Raw genomic sequence first — 26876 nt, forward strand, 5'->3', positions numbered from 1 at the left:
TGTTCATTATGCAAGTAGTCCTCTTCATCGTATGGTGTAATCAGGCCATTCGCGGGAGGCTATTTAATAGAGACTAACTTTACATAAAATACTGGCCTTCGACGCTACGGGCTGTGATACAATAGGTGAGGTCTGTACAGAAACGGAAACACGCATGAGGTCGAGGAGGAGCAGGAACACGATGAATTCAGCCCCGTTTATTGCGGTGGAGGGTGCGATTGGAGCGGGGAAAACCACGCTGGCAACGATGCTTTCCAAGGAATTAAACCTTCCGCTGGTGAAGGAAATAGTAGAAGAGAATCCCTTTCTGGCTTCCTTCTATCAAAATATTGATGAGTGGAGCTTCCAGCTTGAAATGTTTTTTCTATGCAATCGGTTCAAGCAATTGGAAGACACAGGTCTGCACTACATTGAACAAAATACTCCCGTCATATCGGATTATCATATCTACAAAAATATGATCTTTGCCGAACGTACCTTGAAAGGGACCAAACGGGACAAGTACCGTCAAATCTATCACTTGTTAACCGACGATCTGCCCAAACCCAATCTGGTGTTATACATTGAAGCCGAGCTGGACACATTGATGTATCGCATTAATAAACGTGGACGTTCCTTTGAACAGGACATGGACCCGGCATATATGGAACAATTGATCGCGGATTACAAAACAGGCATGGCCTACCTGGCGGACAGTACCAACCCGCCAACCATTATTAAAGTAAATGCGGAGCAGCTGGATTTTGTGGAGCATCCTGAACATTTCAGGCAGATTGTTAACCAGGTAAAGGAGTATATCACATGAATAACTATGGCATTCCGGCGAATGCATTAATTACGGTAGCAGGTACGGTTGGCGTGGGTAAGTCCACGTTAACGGCAGCACTTGCACAGCGTTTGAATTTCAAAACATCCCTGGAGCAGGTCGATCATAATCCGTACCTGGAGAAGTTTTACCATGATTTTGAGCGTTGGAGCTTCCACTTGCAAATCTACTTCCTGGCGGAGCGCTTCAAGGAACAAAAGAAGATTTTTGAGCTTGGTGGGGGATTCGTACAGGATCGCTCCATCTATGAAGATACGGGCATCTTTGCGCAAATGCATGCGGATCAGGGCACGATGTCAGCCACGGATTTTGAAACGTACAGCAGCTTGTTTGAAGCGATGGTGATGACTCCGTATTTCCCTCATCCCGATGTGTTGATCTATCTGGAAGGTAGCCTGCCGTCCATCTTGAACCGGATCACGGAACGCGGACGTGAAATGGAAATTCAGACCGACCGCTCGTATTGGGAACATATGCATGAGCGTTATTCGGTATGGATCGATCAGTTTACGGCTTGTCCGGTACTCCGACTGAACATTGATCAGTATGATGTGCATGATCCGGCTTCGGTAGATGCCATTCTGGCACAGATTGCAGCAGTCACTCAGCCGTCCAAAGAAGCGAAACTATAAGATGTCAGCAGAGTTTTAGACTATAAATGATTCGGAATTAAAGATCCCTTTTTCAGCTTAAGGCTGGTGGAAGGGATCTTTGCGTTGCTGAAATATATAATGCGAATCGTCATGCTTTCTTTCTATTAATTTTCAGAAATAAATAGAAAATTGTTGAAAGGAGTCACATTTTGTGGTTTCATAAGAAAGGTGAATTCTGGAAAATAAGCATAAGCATGACTCAGGAGGGATAAGCACGTGGAAGAGAAACAGGGAATCCGAATTGGCTTGCCGATCATCGGTGGGTTAATTGCAGCTATTGTAGGGGGAGCCGTGTGGGCAGCAATTGCAGCATCAACCGAATATGAGGTTGGGCTTATTGCCATCTTGATTGGGGCGCTTACGGGGTACGCAGTTGTGTTGTTCTCCAACAAACGTATTGCAACGGTACATAAAATCATTGCGGTTATTTTCGCACTTCTCGGCATTTTGCTGGGTAAGTATCTTACCGTGATCTATTTTACATCCCAGTTGTTCGGGGATATCGGAATGATGGAACTGGCGTTTGATGTTGAGATCATCCGCGAGTTCTTCGCAACCATCACAGATTACTTCAGTGAGCCAATCGATCTGTTGTTCATCGTGCTGGCCATTGTATCTGCATGGCAGATTCCGGGACGCATGGCGAAGACAAGCCTGGCATCGACAGCTTCGTCATCGGATCAAGCGCCAAGAGCTTAATAGGGGAACACTGTCTCGGTAATCAGAAGGGTGCAATGTAGTCACTGGATATATCATGTACAGTACTCAGAGTGAGGGGCCGGAAGGGGTCCATCACATTGCGGCTGAGATACAGGGAAAGGGACGTAACGCCTACTGGCTTACGTCCCTTTTTTATACTTGGAGTAGATCGGATTTAATGAGAAAAGCATACAGCATTAGCTCTTACGATCAGCAAAGACTGCCATCGCATCCCTCATGAACATGGCCAAGCCTTCTCCAAATTGATCGATATTACGAGTAAAGCGTTCGTCATCCACATACATCTGTCCGAGTCCTCTGAAAGCCTCCGGGGAATAGTTCCCCATGTTGTTCAGATAGGCATACCATTCAGCGATTCCTGCTTGAGCCTCGTTCGAGGCAGGGTCCGTGTGACGAAGTGCTGCCAGCCGTCTATAAATTTCATTCATTTCATCGGACAGGGCTTTCTGTTCTTGGGCAGAATTGCCCTTAATTTTCTGGTTAGCTTTTTCGACAGCTTCGTCTCCCCAACGTTCTCTGGCTTCCTGTTCATACGGATTGTTACTGAAGTCGAATCCTTCGAACTGTTCTTTCGTTGTCATGTGTATCTCTCCTCTCATATGCAAAACGCTTCGATCAATGGTGGCGATCATTTGATCAAGTCGCTGACGCTTTTCCAGCAAAATACGGCGGTGCATCTGCAGTGCTTCTTCCCGGTCAAAGGAAGGATTGGTGATAATGCTTTTGATCTCTTTCAGGGAGAAATCAAGCTCTCTGAAAAATAAAATCTGCTGCAGCGTTTCCAGATTGGCATCCGAGTAGAGCCGGTACCCGGCTGAAGTGACCTCGTCTGGGGTCAGTAATCCGATCTCATCATAATGATGCAGTGTGCGCACACTGATCGAGGCAAGTTCGGCAACTTCTTTGACTTTCATGGCCATGACCAACACCTCCTTACACCACCGATTGTATAGCGTCACGTAACGTGAGAGTCAACAGGTAAAAAAAGATGCGAGCCAGGAGGTCGCATCCGGAAGAGCATGGAACAATGATGTTGGGAAAACGGTAAGGCATTCACGCTGGAAGGAGCACCCTGCCCCAGCGTGAGGGGAGGCGGTGCAGGGAGGCATGGCTATGCCTGCATCCCGCGCACCGCCGCAGCGAACTGCGCAGCCGCTGCGCGCACATCGGCCGCGCCCGCGATGGCGGAGATGACGGCTACGCCGTCGGCTCCTGCCGCCATCACGGCGGCCGTGGTATCGGGCGTAATGCCGCCGATACCCACCACCGGAACTGCGATGCCTGCGGCGCGCAGTTCGGCCACCCCGGCGGGGCCCAGCACAGCGTGGGCATCCGCCTTGGACCGCGTCGGGTACATGGGCCCGACGCCAAGATAGTCGGCGCCCGCTTGCACCGCACGGCGCGCCTCAGCCACGGAGTGGGCGGATACGCCAAGCATCCGCCCGGCTCCGATGCGGGCGCGTACCAGCGCCGCGTCCGCATCGTCCTGGCCGACATGCATGCCGTCGGCCTCCACTGCCACAGCCAGCTCCACATCATCGTTCACGATGAACGGAATCCCGTGCTGGCTGCACACCTCGCGAAGCCGCATCGCAAGCGTGATGCGGGCTTCGCCAGCAAGGGCGCCAGTTCCCTTCTCGCGGAACTGGAACAGCGTGATGCCGCCGGCGATGGCTTGGCGCAGCACATCCACAGGGTCCAGCGTTGTATTCACGCTGCCCATCACCAGGTACACCTGCATGGCCTGGCGTACCGCCTCTGCATCCCATCTGCGCATCACTGCTCACCCCGCTGTCTGCGCTGATACGCAAAATGATTCGTTGGCCCGTGTCCGGCCCCAATCCCCAGTTCATCCTCAATGGCCGCCTGAATGAACGCTCGCGCGGTTGTTACGGCAGCCAGGACAGACGAGCCCTTGGCCAGTTCGGCCGTGATGGCGGCAGAGTACGTACAGCCGGTCCCATGGGTGTGGCGTGTCACAATGCGTACGTTCTCCAGATAATGAAAGGACGTGCCGTCATAGAGCACATCAACAATCATCCCGTTACCTTCAGCATGTCCGCCTTTGACCAGAGCATACGCAGAGCCCATGTGCACGATTCGTCTGGCGGCTTCTTCACGATCGGCCAGATTGCGGATGGTCATTCCGGTGATCAGTTCGGCTTCCGGAATATTCGGCGTTGTGACTAATGCGTGTGGAAGCAGATCCGTGACCAGGGCGTGCACCGCCTCCTGCTGGAGCAACGGGGCACCACCTTTCGCTACCATGACCGGATCAATGACCAGATTGGTCCAGCCGAATTGCCGCCATTTCTCAGAAACCAAGCGAATGGTTTGTGCACTGAAAAGCATGCCTGTTTTTACCGCTCCGGGCTGGAAATCTTCACCTGTGGAATCGAGCTGCTGAGCAATACCTTCCAAAGGAACCGGATAGACTCCCTGAACGCCTAGTGTATTCTGTGCGGTAACCGCAGTAATAACAGACAAGCCGTACGCGCCCAGCTCCTGAAAGGTTTTCAAATCCGCCTGAATGCCGGCCCCGCCGCCATTATCCGACCCGGCAATCGTGAGTGCCTGCGCCATACTCATTGGGGATCACCGCCAAGCTGTCGCACCTGAGCCCGCTGAGCAAGCACGTCCGGAGTTACCAGCGCAAGCTGGTTTAACAGCTCGATCTGGAAACTGCCTGGCCCGAGGTTGGCTGTGCGCTCTGCTGCGATCTCGGCTGCAACGCCGTAGAAGGCAAGGGCTTCAACAACACTGCTTAGCAATTCTTCTCCTGACGGTGCAATCGCAGCAAAGGCACCGATGATGGAGCTAAGCAAACATCCTGCGCCAGTGACCTGGGTGAGCAGGGTATGTCCATTTTGCGTCAGGAACGTGGTCTGCCCATCCGTAATGACATCCTCGCGACCAGTGATAACGACAACACAGCCAAGCTTCTGTGCTGCCCGCTCGGCGATTCCGGTGCGGTCACCTTCGCCTTGGCCTGCATCGACACCCTTGATGCTCCAGTTCTCGCCTATGACATTGGCGACTTCCGCCACATTACCGCGCAGTACGGTAAGTCGAAGCTCGCGCACGAGCATCTGAACCGTATCCGTGCGATAGGCCGTAGCGCCAGCTCCCACCGGGTCAAGTACAACTGGCACATGATGGGCATTGGCCGATTGTCCGGCGAGGCGTATGGCCTGGACAACCTGGTCATCGAGTGTGCCAATGTTGAGCACGACCGCTCCGGCTATTTTAGCAACATCGGCTACCTCTTCATGTGCGTAGGCCATGAAGGGAGAGGCGCCCAGTGCGAGCAGACCGTTGGCCGTAAACGGAGCAACCACGAGGTTGGTGATATTGTGAACCAGTGGATTTTGAGTACGAACGCGTGCCAGATATGACATTTGAAATTCCCTCCTGATAAGCGATTATTTTGTAGCAACTGTACTTTTTACTTCTCCTGCAAGTTGATAAATGCATCCTCGGCCTGTACCGAATCCGGAATCAATTCACGTTGTACCAGCCACTTCCGCACGTTATCCCAGGAGGAAGGTTCCTGCCAGCCGAAAGGGATACCTTCTTCAGTCATGAGCGGAAGCAGAATGTCCAGGCTCTTTGTTTCAATTTCCTGATCCAGCGGGGACGTCTCATTTTCGTGTGCGAGCAGGATGTTCAATGCTTCATCGGGATGCTCGGTCACATAGTTCTGACCTTCCTGGATCGCTTTGACGAAACGGGTGAGCTGATCCTTCTTCGCCTCAATTCCCTCGTCGCTTGCTGTAAGAACGAGTTCGTAATAATCCGGCACGCCGTAATCGACGGGGTTAATGGACTTGACTGGATGACCTTCTTTCTCGAGAATCAACTGTTCATGATTGATAAAACCACCCATGATCGCATCGGCCTGACCGGAGGCCAGCGAAGGGATCAGATCAAATCCGACATCCACCAAATTCATGCGGTCCGGATCGCCGCCATCCTGACTCATCATCGTACGCACCATGGCTTCATATAGGGGAACGGAGGAATACCCTACCGTCAGTCCTTCAAGATCTTTGGGGGAGTTCACCTTTCCGTCCGTTTCCGTCAGCAGATGAACGAGTGGATGCCGAACGACAGCGGCAATGGATCGTACAGGAATGCCTTCTCCACGGGCTAGCAAAATTTGCGGCTGATAGCTCAGCGCCAGGTCCACTTTGCCAGCGGCTACAAGTTTGAGCGCATCATTTGTATCGGCAGGCATCTGAATGTCCACATCGAGACCTTGTTCTGCAAAATATCCATTCTCCTGTGCTGCGTATATAAAGGTATGGACTGCATTCGGATACCAGTCGAGCATGATGGACAATGAATCATGGTCACCAGACGACGATCCGGTTGTTGTTGAGTCTGTGCCCTGTACCTGGGGATCGGAATCGGACGATGATGGGTTCGCACCCGTATTGCCACAACCGCTGACGATCAGCAATAAACAGATGAGGGCAGGAAGCAGGATGTGAATGATTTTCTTTTTTCTCATGGATAAATGGGCCTCGTTTCGTTCATTTTTGTTTGGTTCCAATCGCTGATATGTTTCAAAGAGATCGACAGGGACGAGCAGCAATTGTTATCTCATTGCCGATTGTCTTTTCATCGACTTTCCTCTGCGTGCATGGTCTGCATTCCGCTTCAATCCAAGGACTCGCTCCAGCCAGGCAATAAGCACGAACAGACCGATGCCCAGCAGGGATAACAGCAGAATGGAGGCAAACATTGCATCGGTATTCATGCTGCTTGACATTCTGCGGCTGAAATAACCAAGTCCTTTGCTGCCTCCGAGCCATTCGCCAATAGTTGCGCCGACCACGCAGTACACCACCGACATCTTCAATCCTGAGAAGAAAGAGGGCAGTGCAAGAGGTACCTTAAGCTTGCGGAACAGATCCCACTTGCTTGCTCCCATTGTCATCAGTAGTTCGCGCTGATCCGGGTCGCCTTGACGGAGACCATCATAGGTGCTGACCACAATCGGAAAGAATGCGATCAGAAACACCACAGCAACTTTACTCCAGAGTGTGTAGCCAAACCACAGAATGAACACAGGAGACAGGGCAATCAGTGGAATCGTCTGGCTGATTACGATGAAGGGATACAGCGCCTTTTCAATCGAACGGCTGAGGTGCATGCCCGCTGCCAGAGCGCCTCCAGCCACGATGGACAAGCCGAAGCCAACTGCTACCTCCATCAATGTGGCAGGTAGATGGGTTCCGAGGAGCAGACGCCGATGCTCAACTAGAGAACTTACTATTGATGTAGGTGCAGGGATAATAAAAGAAGGAACCCAGCCCAATCGAACGATGCATTCCCAGCCAGCCAGCATCAAAAGGAGAAGCGCAGCGAACAGGCCATAGCGGGCAACCCATCTGCTGACGTTAAAGCTTCGCATGTAGTTGTTCCTCCAACCGTTGTCGCATCTGTATCAGATCCGGATCGTAGACCATGTCCGAATGTCTCGGACGGGGCAGAGGCACCTTCATGTCCAGCAGCTGCCGACCGCCAGGAGTGAGAAGGACTATCCGGTCACTTAGTAACAGGGCTTCTTCTATATCATGCGTGATGAACAGCACCGTTTGGCCGAGGTTTTCCCACAATTCAAGCAGCCAGCGATGCATCTCCCGCTTGGTCATGGCGTCAAGCGCGCCAAAGGGTTCGTCCAGCAGCATGAGCTGTCCTCCTGTCAGCAAGGTGCGCAGCAGGGCGACCCGCTGCTTCATGCCGCCGGACAGTTCGTCCGGGTAGGCATGCTCATAGCCGGATAAGCCAAATCTGTCGAGTCCGGCCATAATGTCAGCTCGCAGCTTCACCTTGTCCTGCTTCCTCAGGGCAAGCTCCGAAGGAAGCAGGCAGTTCTCCATAACCGTCCGCCAGGATAACAGCAAATCCTTCTGCGGCATGTAGGCAACCCGCCCGAGTCGCTGTCCTGGCGGCACCCCAGCAATTTCGATCGTGCCATCTGTCGGTTCAAGCAAGCCTGCCAGCAGCTTGAAGAGTGTACTCTTGCCTGATCCGCTGGAGCCGATCAGCGAGACGAATTCTCCCTTTTTTACACACATCGACACATTGGAGAGCACGGGGGAATGTCTCTGATCCGGAAAAGTAAAGGTCATGTTGTCAATCTGTACATCGTTGCTCATCTGGTTCCTTGGCCCCCTTGGAATAAAAACTGCCTGAACGAAAATGCACGTTGTTTGCGATCTGTTGTAAGTAAACGCGAAAAAGCCCGCCCATTTCCGGAGAAATGAGTGGGCCTGTTAAGTTCAACCGACATTCATGTTCATATGAATATGAAAAAAATCCGTTAACTGAAAGTCCGCTCCACTTCCCTCCGCTGGTATGATCCAGATCAGGTTCAAAGGGTCCGAATACATTCATTCGTCTCAGCCGCAAGGCTCCCCTAGTGCAATCGTTCAAGATATGCAGTTGTGTAAACAGCATATATCACATTCCCGCGAGATGTAAAGAGGGCTTAGAGGCAAAAGTTAAACGTTAAAACCATTCGCGGATTTACCTTGGCTTCCTAACCCGATATAATGGGGATGGCACATATGGGCCGGATTACAAATGAGGGTGGGACTGTTCTCCCTCCTAAGCAGAATGGGGACCCCGAGTTGAAAACGTTCAAGAAAGTATATATTGAAATTACAAGCATATGTAACCTGGCATGCAGCTTCTGTCCGCAGACCAAGCGTGCAAAAGGATTCATTGACCCTGAAGTCTTCAACAATATATTGGATCAGATTAAGCCACATACCAAACACATTTATTTGCATGTAAAAGGGGAGCCGTTACTCCACCCCAAAATTGATGTGTTACTGGATTCCGCACACGAGAAGGGATTCAAGGTAAACATAACAACGAACGGAACATTGCTGCCCAAGACCCAGCATAAACTGCTTGGCAAACCGGCGTTGCGGCAAATGAACTTCTCGCTGCACAGCTTCGACGGGCACGAGGGATCGACGGACCGTGAGGGATACCTCAGCAACATTCTATCTTTTGCCCGGGAAGCTGTGAAACATAATGTGATCATCTCGTTCCGGCTCTGGAATCTGACGCAGGATAACTTCACGAATGCCCAGATGAATCGGAACCGGGAAACACTGGAGGTACTGGAGCGCGAGTTCAACCTGGATTTCCGCATTGAGGAAAAGGTGGTTCCAGGCAGCGGCGTCAAAATTGCGCCGAATGTCTATCTCAATCAGGACCATGAGTTCCAGTGGCCAAGTCTGGATGCACCAGAGGATGACGGCAAAGGCTTCTGTCATGCGCTGCGCAGTCAGGCGGCCGTACTGGTGGATGGCACGGTTGTTCCGTGCTGCCTCGATGGCGAAGGTGTCATAAATCTCGGTAACGTCCATGAGAAGTCATTCTCGGAGATTGTCGAAGGCGAGCGGGCGAACAATCTGGTGTATGGTTTTTCCAAGCGGGAAGCTGTAGAGGAACTATGCCGGAAGTGCGGATATCGTCAGCGGTTTGGAGCCTAGTCGAATAAAAATGTGTTTAGAGCGTGCCATTCGAATGTTTATTTCGGGTGGTGCGCTTTTCTGTTTTTTTGCAGAATTGTTTAGAGAATAAAAAATTGAAATCAATTCAGAATTACAACTTTTTTGTAAAATCATAGTTTAATAATCTTGTTTTTATGAATTTACATGGTATTATTATCCTATTGATCAGGAGGTGATATAGTTCCATAGATTCACATATTATTGTTTTTTACCTACTAGAAGCCTACTGAGGAGTGTGTTTTAGTTTTGAATTCAAAATGGAAAAAGTTTAATCGCAAACTATCATTAATGCTTTCTACGTCGCTGGTTGTCTCCATGTTATCTCTTAATTTATCTGTATCGGCAGAAGTAGCTACTTCTAAAAATTCTTTTACTGATATTGATAATTCGTATGCCAAAACTGAAATAACCAAATTGGTGGAACAAGGAATACTTACGGGTTTTTCTGATGGTACCTTTAAGCCTTCTGATTCCGTAACAAGAGCTCAACTGGCAAAAATCATGGTTGGTGCGCTTCGTTTAAATCCGGATACTGCTGAGGCAAGCCAATTCAAGGATGTTAAGGAAGATCAGTGGTATGCCGGGTATGTAGGTGCACTTGTCAAATCTGGTATTGCTCAAGGTACTTCGAAAGATAGCTTTTCACCTAATAAGAACGTAACACGAGAAGAATTAGCTGTATTTTTCGTTAGAGCTTTTGGTTGGACACAGCAAAACGTACCGAGCCCGTCATCCAAACCTCAACTTTTTGATTTGGATCAAGTATCGAATTGGGCAAAAGATTCTGTGTCACTGGCCTACCAATCTGGTTTCATCAAAGGATTAGTTCAAAAAGATGGAACAGTAAAATTTAATCCTTCGGGAATTGCAGATCGCCAAGCATTAGCGAGACTTGCATATGAGTTTGTAATGAATAAGTCTACATATGATAGTTACATGACTCCTGCCAAGACAGGGGATGAAACTGAAGATTCTAATGAAGCCAAACCGGAAACGACAAAACCTTCTGAAGGTAGTAGTAAAGGAAGTAGTGGTAGCAGTTCCGGAGATAAAGGGAACGGTAGTAACAATGGTGGAAATAATGGAGGCGGGGAACAAGCTCCTAGTAAAAATCTTACCGCTCCAGGTGAATATACACTTGGGGATGTAACTGGAAATGTAACTATTAGCTCGCAAGGTGTCACTCTAAAAAACACCAAAGTAAATGGTAATCTGAGAATACTTGAGTCCGTAGAAAACGGTGATGTGACTCTTGATAATGTTACTGTTACGGGAACCACTGAGATTTATGGTGGAGGACCTAACAGTATTCATGCGGTGAACTCCGTACTTGCAACAGTGATCGTTGACAAAGCAGATGGCAGCATCCGTCTGGTCCTTGAAGGTGGAAGTGATGTTCAGCAGATTGAAATTAGATCTGGTGCGATCGTACAGAATGTTTCCACGGGTCAGGTTGGACCAATCGATATTGCAGAGTCGGTTCCGCATAATGCTTTGGTAGCTCTGAGCGGAAGTTTCGACTCTGTAATGGTTCATGCGGAGCAAATTTCAGTGGAATTCGGAGATAACTCTACCATAGGCAATCTCGAAGTATTCGAACAAGCTTTGAACACCGTGTTTAAAATTAATCATGGTGCGGTAGTGAATCGGGCGATATTAAATGCAATCGTACAATTTTCTGGAGAGGGAGCATTAAGTTCCGCTCTGGTTAATGTAGAAGGCATTGATTTCAGTCAACTGAATCAGCCTCCAACCATTGAAGCAGATCCAACGGTGACGAGTGTCGTTTATTCACCGGAAGCAGCAGAGTTTTCAGCAATTGACTCGACACGTCAGATCGTGCTCACGGGCAATACTGGCTCAGCATCCAAAGATATTACTTCCTTTGCAACATGGAAAGTCGAAGATAGCACCATCGCCGTCGTTAACTCAGGCAAAATTCAGGCCAAAGCTAACGGTACAACTGTTGTACAAGCTGAATATGGAGATTTCAAGATTCATGTTCCAGTAACCGTTGCAGTTTATAACGAAGGAGCAGCCTATCCAACACTCACAGGGATTCAAGTTACCAATGGAAGTGCCAAATTGGTATTTACTGAAGGATTTGAGATCTCTGAACTAACAGCAGATGATTTTGTAGTTCATGCCTATTTGAATGGTACAGAACAACAATTGAATAATTTGCAGTACGATAATGGCGAGTTTACATTTGAACCTGTTGACCGTTACGGAGCCACATTGTATATCACTGTAGAGTCTGATGAGAATAAAACACATTTTGCAGGAAGCCAAAGTGGTGCAATTAAGCTGACCGGATTCGGCGGTCACATCAAAGATGTTGCAGGAGAAGCAGTTGCTAATTTGCAAATTGCATTTAGAAAAGGTCTGGATAACAAAACAGGTGAAGTTGTGGGTACTGTAACAACGGATACTTATGGTAACTATCGCATTTATCTTCCACCAGGCATCTACACAGGTGAACTGGGAGGGGGAGATACGAAATATATTAAAACGTATCTGATTGGTGTTTCCGCAGTAAATGTGGAAAATAGAAATGAAAATCAAACAGCTATTGAAATACCTACGCAAGATGAAACACGTATTGTTCTGACATGGGGGAAAGACCCAGCCGATTTGGACTCACACCTTGTAGGTCCTGCAGGTGACAACAGCGTGTTCCATACGTTCTTCGCAGATAAGCAATACTATAATAATGACGAACTTATGGTAGATCTGGACTTGGATGATGTCACGTCCTATGGACCTGAGACGACTACAATACGTCACCTGCTTCCTGGAACATATACGTTCTATGTGCATCATTTTTCAGGAGTGAGTACAATCAAGAGTTCTGGCGCCAAAATTGAAGTGTTCCACGGAGCTGTAGCTACACCAAGTGCCTCGTTTACAGTAGAGGAAGGGAGCGGCAACGAGAGATACTGGGTTGTTTTTAAAATGATCGTATCGGATAACGGTTCAGTAGCATTTGAATCTGTGAATGAATTTACGGATAATAACCCCTTCTATTCCCTTCAACCTTCCGTTGAAAATAGTGAGGAAGAATTGTAAATACAAAAAGCATTTGGCAAAAATCATGACACTATAGTATCTATAGAACCCCCTGTCTTTCATAGACGGAGGGTTTCTTTTTTATTCTACGGTTTTTTACAGACTGTAAATGAAGCATACCGAAAGTTAAGATCAGCACATTCCTTGTGGAATGGATCGACAAAGAATGCGAAGAATGCAGGAATCATACCGTTAATTGGATATCTAATCTAATGATTATTATCATTACACTCCTGTTTTGGTAGGATCAGGGTAGGGTCCAGGAAAGAGGTGCACCTCTTAAGGGATCCGGGAAGACAAGCTGGCTTGTACACCAATATATTCGTATAAGGGAGGATTTACGTATGAGAAAAATGTTATCACTGCTGCTCTCCGCAGGTCTGGTCGCTTCTGTATTTGGTGCATTACCCGTGTCTGCTGCTCCCGAAATTGTAAAGACAACGATTATTGTCAAAGCAGGTGAGACTTATGATGGCAAAGGAAAAAGTGTTGCCGCAGATCCGAACACATTGGGAGATGGCAGTCAGGCCGAAAACCAGAAACCCATTTTTCGTCTTGAGGCAGGAGCTACACTGAAAAATGTAGTGATCGAGGCCCCGGCAGCCGATGGCGTCCATTGTTACGGCAACTGCAATATTCAGAATGTGACCTGGAATGATGTCGGTGAAGATGCGCTCACGCTTAAATCCTCGGGTACGGTTAATATTACGGGCGGTGCAGCATACAAGGCATATGATAAGGTGTTCCAGATGAACGCTTCGGGGACAATTAACATCAAAAACTTCAGAGCTGATGATATCGGCAAGCTGGTACGTCAAAATGGTGGAACCTCTTACGCAGTTACCATGAACGTGGACAGCTCCAACATTTCCAATGTGAAGGATTCCATTCTGCGCACAGACAGCAGCTCTACGGTCGGCAAAATAACGAATACCCGTTATTCCAAAGTGCCTACCCTGTTCAAGGGATTCGCATCGGGTAAAACAAGTCAATCGGGAAATACGCAATATTGAGGATCGTATGTCAACCAGAAGATAAACAGGATACAGTAGGTTCATGTTCAGAATTCCTCTTTATAGTAAACGCAAAAAGGCACCCTCAAGGATGCCTTTTTGCGTTTGCCATAAAACTAGATGAAGAGATTTTGAAAATCTGCATTCTCTGCTATCTCTCAGTAGTTATTCGTTTTCTTCTGGAACGGCAACGATGATTTTGTCTTTTTGCGGGGCAATGGAACCCGAATCAATGGAGCCAGACTTGTTCATGACCTCATAGGAAGTCTCCTCCAGCATCTGAGAGTATTTAAATGATACAAGAGTTAGGCCTGCTACCGATGGTCGTTTCCCTGCTTCTGCTACAGCTTTGGTTTTGATGAAGAACAGATCTCCGATTGTTCCGGCTGCACTGCTCACGTTGGCCTGCCATTTCAGCAGGGCAGTTCCATTTTTGATTTCGTAGTAACTGATGAGATCATTATCTTCGTTAACGAAAAAGCGGTCCTTCTGTCCTTTTTCAAAAATGTAAGTCATCGATGAGTCGACAGGACCCAGTGGATTACGAATGTCCAGGCGTGCCTGTTTTAAATCCGAAAAACGTGGAAGACGGAGTGCAGCCTCACGTGCAATCGTCAGGTCAGAACTGTTGTACTCCTCAATAATCGATGCATCTGGCGTATAGATATAAGCTTCCTTGGCAGACTGATTCCATCGAACTTCTGCACCGAAGGTTTCACCGATTGCACGAAGCGGCAGCATGGCTTTGCCATTTACCAGAATCGGAGCAGAGGACAGCGCCGCATCCTGCCCGTTTTTCTTGATGGTTTTACTGTTAGGGGTGAGTACATACTTGTCGCTTCCTGTATTAATGCTAATTTGTTTTGTTTTGTTGTTGTACCCGAAAGTATAGTCACCCAGAAATTTCAGTTCAGTGAGCGCCACATACGTAACTCCCTGACGAATAACCACATCATATTCGGCAGGAACATTGTTAATATAGGCTGTAGGCTGGTGTATCGCTGCCGCTTCCACTACATGGGATGACATTAGTGCAGGTGCCGTTCCTGCGGTAACGATCGAAGCGGCAAGGATCCATTTCCACTTTTTTTGCTGCCAGGTTGTGTTGGTTGTATTCATATCATCAATCCCCTTTCCCGTATATAGACGGCTAATATCTCCTAAATGTTTCATATTAATGGAATTTGCATCCTTTCTATACACGGAATTCTCCAGTGTGAAACCTTGTCCGACTTTATGTTATTGCCACAAATACCCATGTGGTGTACATTAGTAGCAATGAAATAAAGTGAACCGGGAGCTCAATGAAGTTGGGCTGAGATTGGGGCCTTATGCCGCTGACCGTATATCTGATCTGGGTAATGCCAGCGTAGAGAACATGAATTCATGATAGGTAACTTGGGGAATGAAAATGGGAACGGTTGATCTCGGAATGCGAGCGGAAGCAGGCTTGCCTCGTGAGTTGCCCGGATTTCATTTTATTCTGAGTTACTTCAATCATGGGTTGTGACACTGTGCGCAAGGCTTTCCCGGAACCGGGGAGGCTTTTTTTTATTTTCATTTCATAACCTTATGGGGAGCAGAGAAAGGAAGTAGAGAACATGTCAACAACAGTGCGCAGCAACAAATTGAAGTTAACCGATATTTTGGTGACGATCGTGATCGCGGTCGTATTCGGGGTCATCTACAAGATATGGGGACCGACGTATGATCTGATGAAGCCTTTCGGCGTGCATGCGGAACAGATGATCTATGGCATGTGGTTTATGGCGGGCACGTTCGCCTATGTCATCATTCGCAAGCCGGGGGTGGCCATTCTGGCTGAAGTTGCAGCCTCAACGGTAAGTGCTTTTCTTGGAAGTGAATGGGGGATGTCTACCTTGGTATACGGTCTGTTACAGGGGCTGGGCGCAGAGATCTTCTTCGCAGCTTTTCTGTACCGCAAAACGAATCTGTTCGTCACCTGTCTCGCAGCCATTGGGGCAGCAGCAGCTTCGCTTTTGCTCGATTACCAGTATGGATACATTGACTCGTTATCGGCGTGGAATTACACATTGTTTATCGGTTTCCGCTTCGTTGGAAGCATTCTGATTGCAGGTGTATTTGCGTATTATCTTGCGAAAGCACTTGAACTGACAGGCGTGACCCGGTCATTGAGACCTGTATCCAAGCAGGATTATGAGGCACTGGACTAGATGAACGGAGAAGGGAATTCGCAGGCGGTAGGCGTGACCAATCTAAGATGCAAGTTCCCGGGAGAGCAGGACCTGGTATTCCAGGGCTTGTCTCTCTCCGTGCGTAAAGGGGAAAAAGTGCTGCTGCTCGGTCCAAGTGGTTCAGGCAAGTCCACGCTGCTGCAAATATTGAGCGGTCTTATTCCACGGTCCGTGGAGATTCCGATGAAATGTGACGAGATTCAGGTACCGATTCAGCCAGGCATTGTATTCCAGGATCCGGATACTCAATTTTGCATGTCCTATACGGATGAAGAGATTGCTTTTGTGCTTGAAAATCGGAATATCCCAAGGGACCGGATGCCTGAGCTGATTCAACATTATATGGAGCTTGTTGGCCTTTCTTTTGAACATAATCGTGCATGGATTCAATCGATGTCCCAGGGGATGAAGCAGCGCCTTGCGATTGCCTCTATTCTAGCCATGGAGCCGGATGTCCTATTTCTGGATGAACCAACAGCACTACTGGATGATGAGGGAACCACGCAGGTGTGGGATACGGTGAAGCAGGTCGCACAAGATAAGACGCTCATTATCGTGGAACACAAAATTAATGAGGTTGTGGACTTGGTTGACCGAATCATCGTGCTATCTCCCGAAGGGAAGATTGTGGCAGACGGACAGGCGGAACAGGTCTTTGCGAACGAGAGGGATATGCTTAAGGAGTATGGCATCTGGTATCCGGGAGTATGGAAGGAACGTGGTGCCCGGAAGCTGGAAGCGAAGCCGCAGGATTCTCAAGAAGCCTTTAAGCATATGACGTCCGGATCCGGCAATCGCGCGGAAGTCGAAGAAGATGATTCCAGGGAATCAGGTGTATACCATCCAGCACTCGAATTGTGCCAATTCACAGGGCTGCGAGGAAAGAATCCGGTTGTACAGATCGATCACGCTGACGTATTTCACGGGGATTGGGTAGGAATCGTTGGAGCTAATGGCGCTGGAAAAAGTTCATTATTGCTTTCCCTGATGAATATCCTGAAGACGACGGGGCATTATCGTGTTGAAGGACAACGGCCCGGCAGGACCAGAGAGCTGGCTGACCGCATTGCATTCGTGTTTCAGAATCCGGAATTTCAATTCGTTACGAATTCGGTTCTGGATGAGGTGGAATTTTCCTTACTCGGGGGAGAACTTCCTGCGGAAGAGCGACGGGCCAGAAGCATTGAAATGCTGGAGCAATTTGGACTCAGGGAGCTGTCTGGGAGGCACCCGTATCAATTGTCGATGGGACAGAAACGCCGTCTGAGTGTAGCTTCTGCTATGGTTCGCAGACAGCGGATATTGCTGCTCGATGAGCCCACATTCGGACAGGATGCACGTAATACGTTTGCCATGCTGGGACAACTGGAGCGCCTGCGTCGCGCGGGGACTGCTGTTGTCATGGTGACACATGATCAGGAGATCGTGAACCGATATTGTACGAAAGTGTGGACTGTAGAAGAGGGGAGGGTTACGCATGCAGCTGTCGTTTCCTCATCGTGAAACCTGGCTGCACGCCGTGAATCCGGGCCTTAAAGTTATTTTCCTGACCCTGATGTTTATCCTGGTTATTCTTATTCACAATCTGAACGTCATGATCAATGTAGCGGTTGTCATGCTTCTGTTACTATGCTGGACGGGTCATCCTTGGCATCGGCTGCTGCTCTATGCGTCGCCTTTTATATTGATCTTTATCTCCACCTCCACAGGCATGATGATGTTTGGTAAAGGCGAGACGACGTGGTATAAATATGGACTGATACATATCACGGAAGAGAGCTTCTATCGCGGGCTGCACCTGGGGTTTCGTTCCCTAAGCATGGCGGCTGCGGGACTGTTGTTTGGCTTGACCACACGTCCGGTCCATCTATTCTACTCGCTGATGCAGGAGTGGCGTCTGCCACCCAAGTATGCCTATAGCTTTTTGGCCGCCATGCGCATGATTCCCATTCTGCTGGACGAATTCCAGACGCTGCGTTATGCCATTCGCATCCGCGGTACGCAGCAGCGTGTTTCATACTGGAACGTATATGGAACCTTGAAGCGGTATGCGATTCCCCTGCTCGCGCAGAGCATCCGGCGGGCAGAGCGCATGGCCATCGCCATGGAGGCAAAAGGATTCGCAGACGGCGCGAGCCGGACGTATTACATCCAGACCGGGTATTCCTGGGCGGATCTGTATTTTGTGTTTTATTTTATAGCAACCCTTACTATGGCTTACATGTTAGGCTGGGAATTCCCTTATTACCCGGCGATGCTGGATGTCAGATGAAGAGAAGGGACGGACATTTTTTTGGCGGCACAGTAACTTTTTCTTGTTCAAAACGTCTTTAATGGAAATAACTTCAAATGGATGGAGTGAACCAACGTGAAGACAGGCGGGAACTGGCGAAAAAAGGGTTACAGGTGGATCACCATTACCGGAGCAGCTGCTGTGATCGTTACAGGATACATGCTGCTGGATCTGAATGTGGCTGCCCGTGAAGGCCAAGCCCCAATATCAGTTACACAAGCCCTATCGGCAGCCATAACCTATAAAGCTGGAGAAACCGTCACTTTGGGAAAAGGCCTGCCTAGGTATGCCCAACCGATGGATCACAAGGTTCCCGTTGATCAGATGAGAATAACTACATATACCTCCGGCGGGGAAAAGCTGAAAGTACAGATTGTTCGCGGAGATTGGATTAGGCTGAATCATAGCGAGTTCGGGAGTTTCTGGGTGCCGGGATGGTACGCATCCAAGGAAAGCCAGACGATGAAAAGGTCCACCCCGCAGAACTTTACACTCCGGGCGGGAAGTAAACTGTATCTGTATCCTGGAAGCCAGACAAGCTGGCCTTCTGCCAGTTCTCTAACGGATCATGCGCTAATTGTTGCATCTACGAAGGAGTGGTATGGTGTCTCCGTTCCTCCGCGAACCTGGAACAAAGAGTCGAACGTATACCGTCCAGCCATAATCTGGGTTAGGGCGAAGGACGTGCAACAGCGCGTGAACGTAGCGGACGGCTGGTTCGGGAATCAGTCCTCCATGTCTATAGCGGATGTGCGGCATCTGACGGATATTTTATTAGATAAAAGCACGACCTCAAAACAAGCTGCTCAGTGGCTCGGCGAGCCGGATTGGAAAGAGTATTCCCAGAATCTGAATGAAACCAATGTTTCCATGAGCATTGGACAGACCTGGCGATATGAGCGGGAAGACGGACAGTTTCTGGTAACGTTTAGCAAGGCAGGAAAGCTGGTGCAGACACGCTGGAACATCCCGGTGGATGATCGTAATAATGTGGTCCCTTCGGATTGGAATTTCAGTCGTTCGGACGACTATCAGTTCACAACCCAAATTCTTGGCAAAACCCTGCCTGCAACGTTACCTTGGAAATCCACATGGACCAATCAGGGCAAGCTGAATTATCCCTTTCTGCAAGCTGCAACAGCGGATGTGCTTCTGATGAAAGGAGACGACGGTGGATTTAGCGGCATGCATTATGACAAATCCGTGTACGCCCTTGATCGACATACCGGGGAAAATGTGTGGGAGACTCATGCAGGCTTCGGTGCACTCCAAGCACAATTGGATGCGAAGCGCGATGGCGTAACGATCTTTACGTCCTATGCTCCGGGAGATAAGGAGTACAAGGATCGCATACGTCACATCAAACTAACGGATGGGAAAGTGCAGTGGGAGTACAAAACCGGATCCAAACTTTCACTTCGTGGTATTACAGCTGCGGAGAATGTTGTGGTGGTGGATAGCCCGGTTGCGGAAGGCTCCAGTCAGGGACGGATCACCGTGCTGAACAGTTCTAATGGCAAAACCCTCTGGACTAAGAAGCTTAGTGCCGGATATCAATTGTTCAACCAGACAGCAGCTGACCCGTATGTGATGTATTGGGAGAAAAATCAACTGGTTGCAGCTGACCCGCTATCAGGTCGTACGGTATGGAGTATCAAAACCGGTAAGCCCACTGTGGATCATATCGAGAATGATCCGTACTTCGACGGAATCACCCGTCTTGATCCATTCGCAGAGGCAAAGCCTGAACGTTGGATGCTGCTTGGGGATCAGTGGGTGTTGGTCGATCTGAATTCAGGCAAGAAACTTGCTCACTTTCAAGCCCGGAACGGACAGCGCTTCGAAGTGCTGAATGATGGCATGCTGTTGATCCGCGAGAATAAGCAAGGTGAGTATTACGGCGATTATTCTGATTTTACAACGACGCTGTATGATGCCAAGAACGATAAAAAACGATGGACGTTAAACGACAAGGTTGAGCGAGGGCTTGTGGCAGACGATCAACTATATGTAATCAAGAACGGCTATCCGGCCGCACTGGATTATCAAACGGGAAAAACACGCTGGGACGCACAATATACCATCTCTTCCTTGAGATACCCTACCAACCAGGGAAGTTACCTAGTTATCGACGACCAACTCCTGTTACCCATGGGTGAGGATCTTCTGATCATGAACAAAGAGGATGGTACACTGGTCGGCCGAGTGCATGACGTGGTCATGGGATCGCCGGAACACCGGGATCGGGATGCCAAAAATGGCACAATAAATCGGATAGGTGATGAAATCTACATCGGTTCTTCGAACGGAAGATTCAGCTTGTATCATGTAAACGATTTAAAAACAGATATCTCTCGTTAAGGCTTGTCTCACACAGAATGTTGCTTTATTATAAATGAACAGGATTGCTCGCGCTCCGGTTATCGGCTGTGCGGGCTTTCTTCATGTGTTCTCGAAGGACCATGCACGATTAATCGCAGGAGGAATCTCCATGATTTCATTATACGGCGTAAGCAAGCGTTATAACGAACGCGGGTCCCGGGCTGATCTGGGATTCGAGGCATTAAGCTCTGTCTCGCTTGAAGTGGGACAGGGGGAGATCCACGGGATCATTGGCTCCAGCGGTGCGGGCAAATCGACGCTTCTCCGCATGCTGAATGGGCTTGAAAAGCCGGATTCAGGTGAAGTAACTGTAGGTGGACAGCAGCTGACCCGGATGAGCGAAAGTGCTCTTCGTCAGGCGCGTCGTTCCATCGGCATGATTTTTCAGCACTTTAATCTGGTGAGCAACCGGACGGTGATTGGCAATGTTTGCATGCCTCTTGAACTGGCGGGTGTTTCCCGGAGTGAACGGGAAGAACGCGGACTTGAGGTGTTGAGATTCGTGGGTCTCGAGGATAAGGCGAAACAATATCCCGCCCAGTTAAGCGGAGGACAGAAGCAGCGCGTGGCTATTGCGAGGGCTCTTGCGAGCCGGCCTGATGTATTGCTCTGCGATGAACCAACGTCTTCGCTTGATCCTCAGACAACGAACGGTATTCTGGATGTGCTGCGCCATGTGAATGAAACACTGGGTGTGACCATCGTGCTGGTTACGCATGAGATGGAGGTTGCACGCAGACTCTGCCACCAAATTTCCGTGATGAGAGAAGGGCGCATTGTCCGAACGCTAACGGAAGCGGAAGTACGCAGTATTCCCGCACCACAGCCGGATTTGCTAACGTCCTTGCTTACTGGTGAAGAGGCGGAGCCATGGGAAACGGAGGACGAGGAACGATGATACCTGAATCCATATTGAAGTACCAGGATGAGATATGGAAGGCGATCGGAGAGACCTTTGTCATGGTTGGCATCTCGATTGGAGCAGCTGTCCTGATTGGGCTTCCACTCGGCACGCTGCTGTATCTGTTCCGAAGAGGACAACGATATGAGAACAGGCCGCTGTTCACGATTCTGGGCAGCCTGGTCAATATCATTCGTTCGTTCCCGTTTCTGCTGCTGGTCGTATTCATGATTCCGTTCACGCGTATGATTGTGGGAACGGCGATGGGGACATTGGCAGCGGCGGTGCCGCTTTCCGTTATTGCGATTGCCTACTATGCCCGCCTGGTTGAACAGGCACTGCTCGATGTGCCCAAAGGTGTGGTTGAGGCGGCATCGTCGATGGGTGCATCAACCATGCAGCTTGTGCTGAAATTTTTGTATGTGGAAGCACGTTCAGGTCTCGTACTCGGACTGACCACGGCAACGATCAGTTTTATCTCCTATTCCACGGTGATGGGCATTGTCGGCGGTGGAGGTGTTGGTGATTTTGCCATTCGTTACGGATATCAGCGGTTCGAGACGGAGATCATGGTATTTACGATCATCATTATGATCATTCTGGTGCAGATGATCCAGTTTACCGGAAGCAGATTATCCCGCTGGCTTGATCGCAGATCATGAGGCAAACAAGGTTAAAGGGCGAGAAGAATTTAGGATGACATTACAGACTACACGATGAAGGGGCTAGAATGAAAATGAAATCAAAAATGATCCTTATGCTGCTCGCAGTGATGCTGGTTGTATCCGCATGCGGCAAAAAAGAAGAGACACCTGCTGCGGAGGGTAATAATGAAGGCAGCCAAGCGACTCAGGAAGTGACGTTGAAAGTGGCAACATTGATTCCGCCAATGACCGATGTACTGGATATTGTGAAGCCGTTGCTTAAAGAAGATGGCGTGAATTTGGAAGTTGTCGTTCTGTCTGATAACGTTCAACCGAATACGGCTTTGAAAGACAAGGAAGTGGATGCTAACTTCTTCCAGCACGTGCCTTACATGAACCAATTCAACGAAGCCAATAATGCGAACCTGGTAGCTGTACAGCCGATCTACAACGCGATCTACGGTGCGTATTCCAAAAAGTACAAAACCACTGAAGAACTGCCTGAAGGAGCAACGGTTGCTATTGCCAATGACCCTTCCAACATTGGACGCTCACTCGTAATGATGGAACAAAACGGTCTGATCAAGCTGAAAGAAGGCGTAGGATTCAACGCAACACAGGCGGATATTATTGAGAATCCGAAGAACTTCAAGTTCCAGGAAGTGGACCTGCTCATGCTGGCCCGCATGCTGGATGATGCAGATCTGGTTGCCATGACACCGGCGTATGCAAGCCCGCTGGGACTTACACCGAAGAAGGATGCACTGTTCACGGAAAAGGATGACTCCCATTTTGCCATCACTTTGGTTGCACGTGAGGATAACAAGGATTCCGAAGCCATTCAGAAGCTGGCCAAACGCATGGCAGGCCCTGAAGTGAAGGCTTTCTTCGAAGAGAAGTATGCAGACATCGCCATTCCGGCGTTTGAATAACATTTGCTACGCATAGATTGATCTAATCCATATCCGATACAAAGGGCTGGATGATCATCAAAAAGATCCGAGCGGAAACCGCTCGGATCTTTTTTCGTTTGGTTGCATTGGAATGCTGTTTATACGTTAGGTCTGGCTTGTCGTTCCTTCTCACGTTCCATAAGGCGCATCAATTTCCGCTCGGTGGCCGTATCCTGTGCAGGAGTGTATATACTGCAGCGCAGATCAGTATTACCCTGAACCTGTAACGAGGTCAGATTGAACAACATTTTGCCGGCTCTGGAATGTCTGAATTCAATCAGTACGTCTGGTGCACTGCTCACGCTGCTTTGTTTCCACAGGGACTGGAATTCCGGATATCGATCCATCATTTCATTCAGAAACAGATTGTACCATTCATCATCTACATATTGGCCGTAATAGGCACGGAAGATCGCAAGGTATCCGAGGACAAAATCCTCCCAGTTGACTGCCAGTCTCCGAAATTCCTTGCGCTCAAATAATAGACTAATCATGTTTCGCTGTTCGGCAGGAATCTGCTCAAAATCAATGAAGACATGACTGGCAGCTTCATTCCAGCCAACAATGTAGCAGCGGCGATCGGAAATAATGGTGGGACAATTCTGGAGCTCCTGCAGTATTTTTTGCAGGGAAGGATGGAGCTGGTAAGGCTCTTCCTCACGGATATGCAGTTCGGAGTAGTGCTCCATGGCAAGGGAGAACAAGTACTTGCGTTCATCCGGGGTCAGTTTGAGTGCGGAAGCTATGTTATCCAATACCGAATGGGAAACCTGAATATCCCTTCCTTGTTCCAGCCAGGTATACCAAGTCGTGCTTACGCCCGCCAATTGGGCTACCTCTTCTCTTCTAAGACCCGGTGTTCTGCGCCGGGTGCCTTCCGGCAAACCGACCGCTGACGGAGCTATTTTGGCACGTTGAGTTTTCAAAAATACGGATAATGCCTGAAGCCTGACATCCTGGTTCATCTCATTCCACCCCAACCTCATTTATCATGGTAGTCATTATACTATTATAATTCACAACTTGTAATAGGATACTACACGTGCCAATATAAATGCAGAAGTTCAGTCGGTTAGCCTGAATGGCTAGGGAGGATGAGTTAGATATGGAACGCGAACGTGTTGTGATTACCGGCATGGGAATTGTCTCGCCGCTGGGCAATGATGTTGATACATTTTGGAACGGACTTGTGAAAGGGCAGTCAGGAATATCATTAATTGAAAACTTCGATACCACTTCATATAAAACCAAAATGGCCGGTGTTGTCCGAGATTTTGACGGAGAGGGCCGGTTCGGACGCAAGGAAGCCCGTCGTATGGATCGATTTTGCCAATTCGCTGTAGCAGCAGCTGACGATGCCCTTGTGCATTCGGGACTGGATATGGAGAAAGTGGATAGGGAACGGGTTGGGGTATACATTGGTTCAGGCATCGGTGGCATTCAAACACTGATGGAGCAAGGAAAGCTGTTGTCAGAACGAGGCCCCGGCCGGGTTAGTCCAACCCTTGTGCCTATGATGATTTCCAATATGGCGGCTGCCATGGTGAGCATGAAATTCGGATGTTGGGGACCGACGCTTTCACCTGTGACTGCCTGTTCCATCGGAAATACAGCCATAGGGGAAGCTTTCCGGCTAATCCGTGACGGAGGCGCAGATGTCATTATTGCAGGGGGGACCGAAGCGGCCATCACGGAAGTTTCGCTGGCCAGCTTCGGTAATGCCACCGCATTATCTACAAGAAACGAAGCCTATGAAACGGCGAGTCGCCCTTTTGACGCTGGAAGAGATGGGTTTGTGATGGCAGAAGGTGCGGGGATTGTGGTAGTAGAATCTCTATCACATGCCTTGGCTAGAAACGCAAATATTCTCGCTGAAATTGTTGGATATGGTGCCAGTTCAGACGCATATCATATGGTAGCTACCCATCCGGAAGGACGCGGAGCATTCCTGGCCATGAGAGCTGCGCTTGCTGACGCAAAGCTTCAGCCTGATGACGTGCATGTGATTAACGCCCACGCAACCAGTACCGAAGCGGGAGATCTCTCGGAGACCCGAGCGATTAAACAGCTCTTCGGTGAGGCAGCTTATCATATTCCCGTGACGGCCAATAAATCGATGACTGGACATATGTTAGGAGCAGCCGGTGGAGCGGAAGCTATCTCACTGATTCAAACCTTACAGCATGGCATCATTCCACCAACGATTAACCAGGAGCAGCAGGACCCGGACTGTGATTTGGATTATGTACCTAATGAAGCTAGAGAGGCAGATATGCAGATCGGAATGTCCAATTCTTTTGGTTTTGGCGGGCATAATGCCGTCGTTGTTTTTCGCAAATATATCTCCTGACAAAAAGAGAACAGCAGCAGCCGAAGGGCTGTGCTGTTCTCTTTTTCAGAAGCTGCTGGTCATCTGTATTCTTTATGAAGAGAGGGATGTTGATTCCGTTTTGCTGCTAAAAGATTTCTTCAGCCATTGGCCGCGCCATTTGGACTGCATTACCAGTACGAGCAGCATGGATGCGGCTGCGATCAGACTAAGGATGACGAATCCCGGCGTATAGGACTGATAGGAACTGTACAGTTGACCGAGAATCAGCGGGAGTGCATATCCGCCCAAACCTCCTGCCGCGCCGACAATGCCTGTCATCAGGCCGATTTCATTGCCGAATCGTTGTGGAACCAACTGGAACACGGAACCATTACCAGCACCAAGGCACATCATGCCCAGGAATAACATGACGACGACAACAGGAAGTGGAGGAAGGAAGGATACCCCTACAAGCATGACACAGGCGCCTGTGTATAGAAATGTCAGCATCCGCGTACCACCGATTTTGTCTGCCAAGTAACCCCCAACTGGTCGGAAGAAGCTTCCGGCAATAACGCAAAAGGTTGTGATATCAGCGGCTCGGACAGGAGACAAGCCATATTGGGTGTTGAAGAAGATGGTCAGATAGTTACACAATCCCACGAAACCGCCAAAGGTAACACAATAAAATGCACAGAATACCCAGGCATCCCTTTGTTTCAGCAAGGTACCGTACTCAGACAGCTTTTTCGGTGCTGGCCGGTTGGGACTGTTACGGGCGAAGATGGAGAAAAGGATGAAAACGACCACGATTGGAATGATGGCGAGTCCGAAAACGACTTCCCAGCTGCCAAAATGAGTAGCGAGTCGGTTGGCAAACAGAGTAGCGAGTACAGTACCGCTATTCCCTGCTCCGGCAATCCCCATGGCAAGTCCCTGATGCTCCTTGGGATACCATTGTCCTGCGAGTGGAAGGGCAGCGGCAAATGAGGCACCTGCAACGCCAAGCAGGAGGGCAACAACATACAGCTGGCTTAGTGAGTCTACCCACAGCCAGCCCAGCAATAGAGGGATGAGCGTGACGCCCATGCCGATCTGAGCCGTGAGCTTTGGACCGATATAATCGGACATAAAGCCTAGGACAAGTCTAAGAATGGAGCCGCCCAGAATGGGCAGTGCCACCAGATTGGCTTTTTCCAGGGGGGTCATCGGGTAATCCATGGCAATAACAACCGCGAGGGGGCCAAGCATGCCCCAAATCATAAAACTGATATCAAAATACAGAAATGCCCCGAAAAGGCTGGGCTTATGCCCGCTCTTCCAAAAACTTTTGCTCTCCACCATTCAGCATCGCTCC

The 26876-nt window shown here is 49.1% G+C and carries 24 protein-coding genes and 1 riboswitch; of the genes, 14 read left to right on the forward strand and 10 right to left on the reverse strand.

Annotated features, from left to right (window positions below; translation table 11 throughout):
* Positions 1-181 precede the first annotated feature (181 nt).
* The 3 genes from MH144_RS16715 (at position 182) to MH144_RS16725 (ending at position 2178) form a co-directional block, all read left to right on the forward strand.
* Positions 182-805 carry a deoxynucleoside kinase gene (locus tag MH144_RS16715; RefSeq protein WP_239302360.1) on the forward strand — a complete coding sequence of 208 codons (624 nt, stop codon included), beginning with the start codon at positions 182-184 and terminating at the stop codon, positions 803-805.
* Positions 802-1458, forward strand: coding sequence for a deoxynucleoside kinase (locus tag MH144_RS16720; RefSeq protein WP_239302361.1), 657 nt, complete (start codon positions 802-804; stop codon positions 1456-1458). The genes MH144_RS16715 and MH144_RS16720 overlap by 4 nt, the downstream gene beginning before the upstream one ends.
* Before the next feature lie 237 nt (positions 1459-1695).
* Entirely contained in the window at positions 1696-2178 is a 483-nt protein-coding gene (locus MH144_RS16725; RefSeq protein WP_239302362.1) for a hypothetical protein, read from the forward strand.
* A 197-nt stretch (positions 2179-2375) separates the two neighbouring features.
* Here MH144_RS16725 and MH144_RS16730 read toward each other — a convergent pair whose 3' ends face one another.
* The 7 genes from MH144_RS16730 to MH144_RS16760 all read right to left on the reverse strand — a co-directional run bounded on the left by MH144_RS16730 (position 2376) and on the right by MH144_RS16760 (position 8366).
* Positions 2376-3119 carry a MerR family transcriptional regulator gene (locus MH144_RS16730; protein WP_239302363.1) on the reverse strand — a complete coding sequence of 248 codons (744 nt, stop codon included), beginning with the start codon at positions 3117-3119 and terminating at the stop codon, positions 2376-2378.
* A 191-nt stretch (positions 3120-3310) separates the two neighbouring features.
* Entirely contained in the window at positions 3311-3976 is a 666-nt protein-coding gene (gene thiE / locus MH144_RS16735) for a thiamine phosphate synthase (RefSeq protein ID WP_110755687.1), read from the reverse strand.
* Complete coding sequence (gene thiD, locus MH144_RS16740; protein WP_239302364.1) at positions 3976-4788, reverse strand: bifunctional hydroxymethylpyrimidine kinase/phosphomethylpyrimidine kinase; 813 nt, start codon at positions 4786-4788, stop codon at positions 3976-3978. The genes thiE and thiD overlap by 1 nt, the downstream gene beginning before the upstream one ends.
* Entirely contained in the window at positions 4785-5597 is an 813-nt protein-coding gene (gene thiM, locus MH144_RS16745) for a hydroxyethylthiazole kinase (RefSeq protein ID WP_239302366.1), read from the reverse strand. The genes thiD and thiM overlap by 4 nt, the downstream gene beginning before the upstream one ends.
* A 47-nt stretch (positions 5598-5644) precedes the next feature.
* Positions 5645-6712, reverse strand: coding sequence for an ABC transporter substrate-binding protein (locus tag MH144_RS16750; RefSeq protein ID WP_239302369.1), 1068 nt, complete (start codon positions 6710-6712; stop codon positions 5645-5647).
* An 87-nt stretch (positions 6713-6799) separates the two neighbouring features.
* Positions 6800-7618, reverse strand: coding sequence for an ABC transporter permease (locus MH144_RS16755; RefSeq protein ID WP_239302371.1), 819 nt, complete (start codon positions 7616-7618; stop codon positions 6800-6802).
* On the reverse strand, positions 7605-8366 hold the full coding sequence (locus MH144_RS16760) for an ABC transporter ATP-binding protein (protein WP_239302372.1): 762 nt from the start codon (positions 8364-8366) through the stop codon (positions 7605-7607). The genes MH144_RS16755 and MH144_RS16760 overlap by 14 nt, the downstream gene beginning before the upstream one ends.
* A gap of 169 nt (positions 8367-8535) precedes the next feature.
* Positions 8536-8638, reverse strand: a riboswitch (TPP riboswitch).
* A gap of 202 nt (positions 8639-8840) precedes the next feature.
* On the opposite strand from MH144_RS16760, the gene MH144_RS16765 reads away from it, so the two are divergent.
* The 3 genes from MH144_RS16765 to MH144_RS16775 all read left to right on the forward strand — a co-directional run bounded on the left by MH144_RS16765 (position 8841) and on the right by MH144_RS16775 (position 13819).
* The gene (locus MH144_RS16765) at positions 8841-9716 is read left to right on the forward strand and encodes a radical SAM/SPASM domain-containing protein (RefSeq protein ID WP_153980557.1); all 876 of its coding nucleotides are present in this window, start codon (positions 8841-8843) and stop codon (positions 9714-9716) included.
* A 267-nt stretch (positions 9717-9983) separates the two neighbouring features.
* Entirely contained in the window at positions 9984-12806 is a 2823-nt protein-coding gene (locus MH144_RS16770) for an S-layer homology domain-containing protein (RefSeq protein ID WP_239302374.1), read from the forward strand.
* 344 nt (positions 12807-13150) lie between these two features.
* Entirely contained in the window at positions 13151-13819 is a 669-nt protein-coding gene (locus MH144_RS16775; RefSeq protein ID WP_153977005.1) for a pectate lyase, read from the forward strand.
* 165 nt (positions 13820-13984) lie between these two features.
* On the opposite strand, the gene MH144_RS16780 is transcribed toward MH144_RS16775, so the two are convergent.
* Positions 13985-14938, reverse strand: a complete 954-nt coding sequence (locus tag MH144_RS16780; RefSeq protein WP_239302375.1) for a copper amine oxidase N-terminal domain-containing protein — start codon at positions 14936-14938, stop codon at positions 13985-13987.
* Positions 14939-15420: 482 nt separating this feature from the next.
* Here MH144_RS16780 and MH144_RS16785 point away from each other — a divergent pair, with 482 nt between their 5' ends.
* The 7 genes from MH144_RS16785 (at position 15421) to MH144_RS16815 (ending at position 23187) form a co-directional block, all read left to right on the forward strand.
* Complete coding sequence (locus tag MH144_RS16785) at positions 15421-16014, forward strand: ECF transporter S component (protein WP_239302377.1); 594 nt, start codon at positions 15421-15423, stop codon at positions 16012-16014.
* Positions 16015-17538, forward strand: coding sequence for an ABC transporter ATP-binding protein (locus MH144_RS16790; protein WP_239302378.1), 1524 nt, complete (start codon positions 16015-16017; stop codon positions 17536-17538). It begins immediately after the preceding gene.
* Positions 17513-18307, forward strand: a complete 795-nt coding sequence (locus MH144_RS16795) for an energy-coupling factor transporter transmembrane component T family protein (RefSeq protein WP_239302379.1) — start codon at positions 17513-17515, stop codon at positions 18305-18307. The genes MH144_RS16790 and MH144_RS16795 overlap by 26 nt, the downstream gene beginning before the upstream one ends.
* 96 nt (positions 18308-18403) lie before the next feature.
* On the forward strand, positions 18404-20689 hold the full coding sequence (locus tag MH144_RS31010) for an outer membrane protein assembly factor BamB family protein (RefSeq protein WP_239302381.1): 2286 nt from the start codon (positions 18404-18406) through the stop codon (positions 20687-20689).
* 130 nt (positions 20690-20819) lie between these two features.
* Positions 20820-21608 (forward strand): methionine ABC transporter ATP-binding protein, encoded by a 789-nt coding sequence (locus MH144_RS16805; protein ID WP_239302383.1) that lies wholly within the window; start codon positions 20820-20822, stop codon positions 21606-21608.
* Positions 21581-22273, forward strand: coding sequence for a methionine ABC transporter permease (locus MH144_RS16810; RefSeq protein ID WP_227779605.1), 693 nt, complete (start codon positions 21581-21583; stop codon positions 22271-22273). The genes MH144_RS16805 and MH144_RS16810 overlap by 28 nt, the downstream gene beginning before the upstream one ends.
* Before the next feature lie 74 nt (positions 22274-22347).
* Positions 22348-23187 (forward strand): MetQ/NlpA family ABC transporter substrate-binding protein, encoded by an 840-nt coding sequence (locus MH144_RS16815; protein WP_153977011.1) that lies wholly within the window; start codon positions 22348-22350, stop codon positions 23185-23187.
* A gap of 119 nt (positions 23188-23306) precedes the next feature.
* Here MH144_RS16815 and MH144_RS16820 read toward each other — a convergent pair whose 3' ends face one another.
* Positions 23307-24173: a helix-turn-helix transcriptional regulator gene (locus MH144_RS16820; protein ID WP_239302384.1), complete on the reverse strand. Its 867-nt coding sequence runs from the start codon at positions 24171-24173 to the stop codon at positions 23307-23309.
* Between the two features lie 140 nt (positions 24174-24313).
* Between MH144_RS16820 and fabF the strand changes: the two genes are divergently transcribed.
* Positions 24314-25558: a beta-ketoacyl-ACP synthase II gene (fabF, locus tag MH144_RS16825; RefSeq protein WP_239302385.1), complete on the forward strand. Its 1245-nt coding sequence runs from the start codon at positions 24314-24316 to the stop codon at positions 25556-25558.
* A gap of 72 nt (positions 25559-25630) precedes the next feature.
* Here fabF and MH144_RS16830 read toward each other — a convergent pair whose 3' ends face one another.
* Complete coding sequence (locus tag MH144_RS16830) at positions 25631-26860, reverse strand: nitrate/nitrite transporter (RefSeq protein ID WP_239302723.1); 1230 nt, start codon at positions 26858-26860, stop codon at positions 25631-25633.
* Between the last annotated feature and the right edge of the window lie 16 nt (positions 26861-26876).

Origin of the sequence: Paenibacillus sp. ACRRY (assembly GCF_022346995.1) — a bacterium.
GTDB lineage: Bacteria > Bacillota > Bacilli > Paenibacillales > Paenibacillaceae > Paenibacillus.

Excerpts from the sequence above, each read along its gene's own strand:
- MH144_RS16715 (WP_239302360.1), top strand. The coding sequence starts at position 182 with ATGAATTCAGCCCCGTTTATTGCGGTGGAGGGTGCGATTGGAGCGGGG.
- MH144_RS16720 (WP_239302361.1), top strand. The coding sequence starts at position 802 with ATGAATAACTATGGCATTCCGGCGAATGCATTAATTACGGTAGCAGGT.
- MH144_RS16730 (WP_239302363.1), bottom strand. The coding sequence starts at position 3,119 with ATGGCCATGAAAGTCAAAGAAGTTGCCGAACTTGCCTCGATCAGTGTG.
- thiE (WP_110755687.1), bottom strand. The coding sequence starts at position 3,976 with ATGCGCAGATGGGATGCAGAGGCGGTACGCCAGGCCATGCAGGTGTAC.
- thiD (WP_239302364.1), bottom strand. The coding sequence starts at position 4,788 with ATGAGTATGGCGCAGGCACTCACGATTGCCGGGTCGGATAATGGCGGC.
- thiM (WP_239302366.1), bottom strand. The coding sequence starts at position 5,597 with ATGTCATATCTGGCACGCGTTCGTACTCAAAATCCACTGGTTCACAAT.
- MH144_RS16750 (WP_239302369.1), bottom strand. The coding sequence starts at position 6,712 with ATGAGAAAAAAGAAAATCATTCACATCCTGCTTCCTGCCCTCATCTGT.
- MH144_RS16755 (WP_239302371.1), bottom strand. The coding sequence starts at position 7,618 with ATGCGAAGCTTTAACGTCAGCAGATGGGTTGCCCGCTATGGCCTGTTC.
- MH144_RS16760 (WP_239302372.1), bottom strand. The coding sequence starts at position 8,366 with ATGAGCAACGATGTACAGATTGACAACATGACCTTTACTTTTCCGGAT.
- MH144_RS16775 (WP_153977005.1), top strand. The coding sequence starts at position 13,151 with ATGAGAAAAATGTTATCACTGCTGCTCTCCGCAGGTCTGGTCGCTTCT.
- MH144_RS16780 (WP_239302375.1), bottom strand. The coding sequence starts at position 14,938 with ATGAATACAACCAACACAACCTGGCAGCAAAAAAAGTGGAAATGGATC.
- MH144_RS16785 (WP_239302377.1), top strand. The coding sequence starts at position 15,421 with ATGTCAACAACAGTGCGCAGCAACAAATTGAAGTTAACCGATATTTTG.
- MH144_RS16790 (WP_239302378.1), top strand. The coding sequence starts at position 16,015 with ATGAACGGAGAAGGGAATTCGCAGGCGGTAGGCGTGACCAATCTAAGA.
- MH144_RS16795 (WP_239302379.1), top strand. The coding sequence starts at position 17,513 with ATGCAGCTGTCGTTTCCTCATCGTGAAACCTGGCTGCACGCCGTGAAT.
- MH144_RS16805 (WP_239302383.1), top strand. The coding sequence starts at position 20,820 with ATGATTTCATTATACGGCGTAAGCAAGCGTTATAACGAACGCGGGTCC.
- MH144_RS16810 (WP_227779605.1), top strand. The coding sequence starts at position 21,581 with ATGGGAAACGGAGGACGAGGAACGATGATACCTGAATCCATATTGAAG.
- MH144_RS16815 (WP_153977011.1), top strand. The coding sequence starts at position 22,348 with ATGAAATCAAAAATGATCCTTATGCTGCTCGCAGTGATGCTGGTTGTA.
- MH144_RS16820 (WP_239302384.1), bottom strand. The coding sequence starts at position 24,173 with ATGAACCAGGATGTCAGGCTTCAGGCATTATCCGTATTTTTGAAAACT.
- fabF (WP_239302385.1), top strand. The coding sequence starts at position 24,314 with ATGGAACGCGAACGTGTTGTGATTACCGGCATGGGAATTGTCTCGCCG.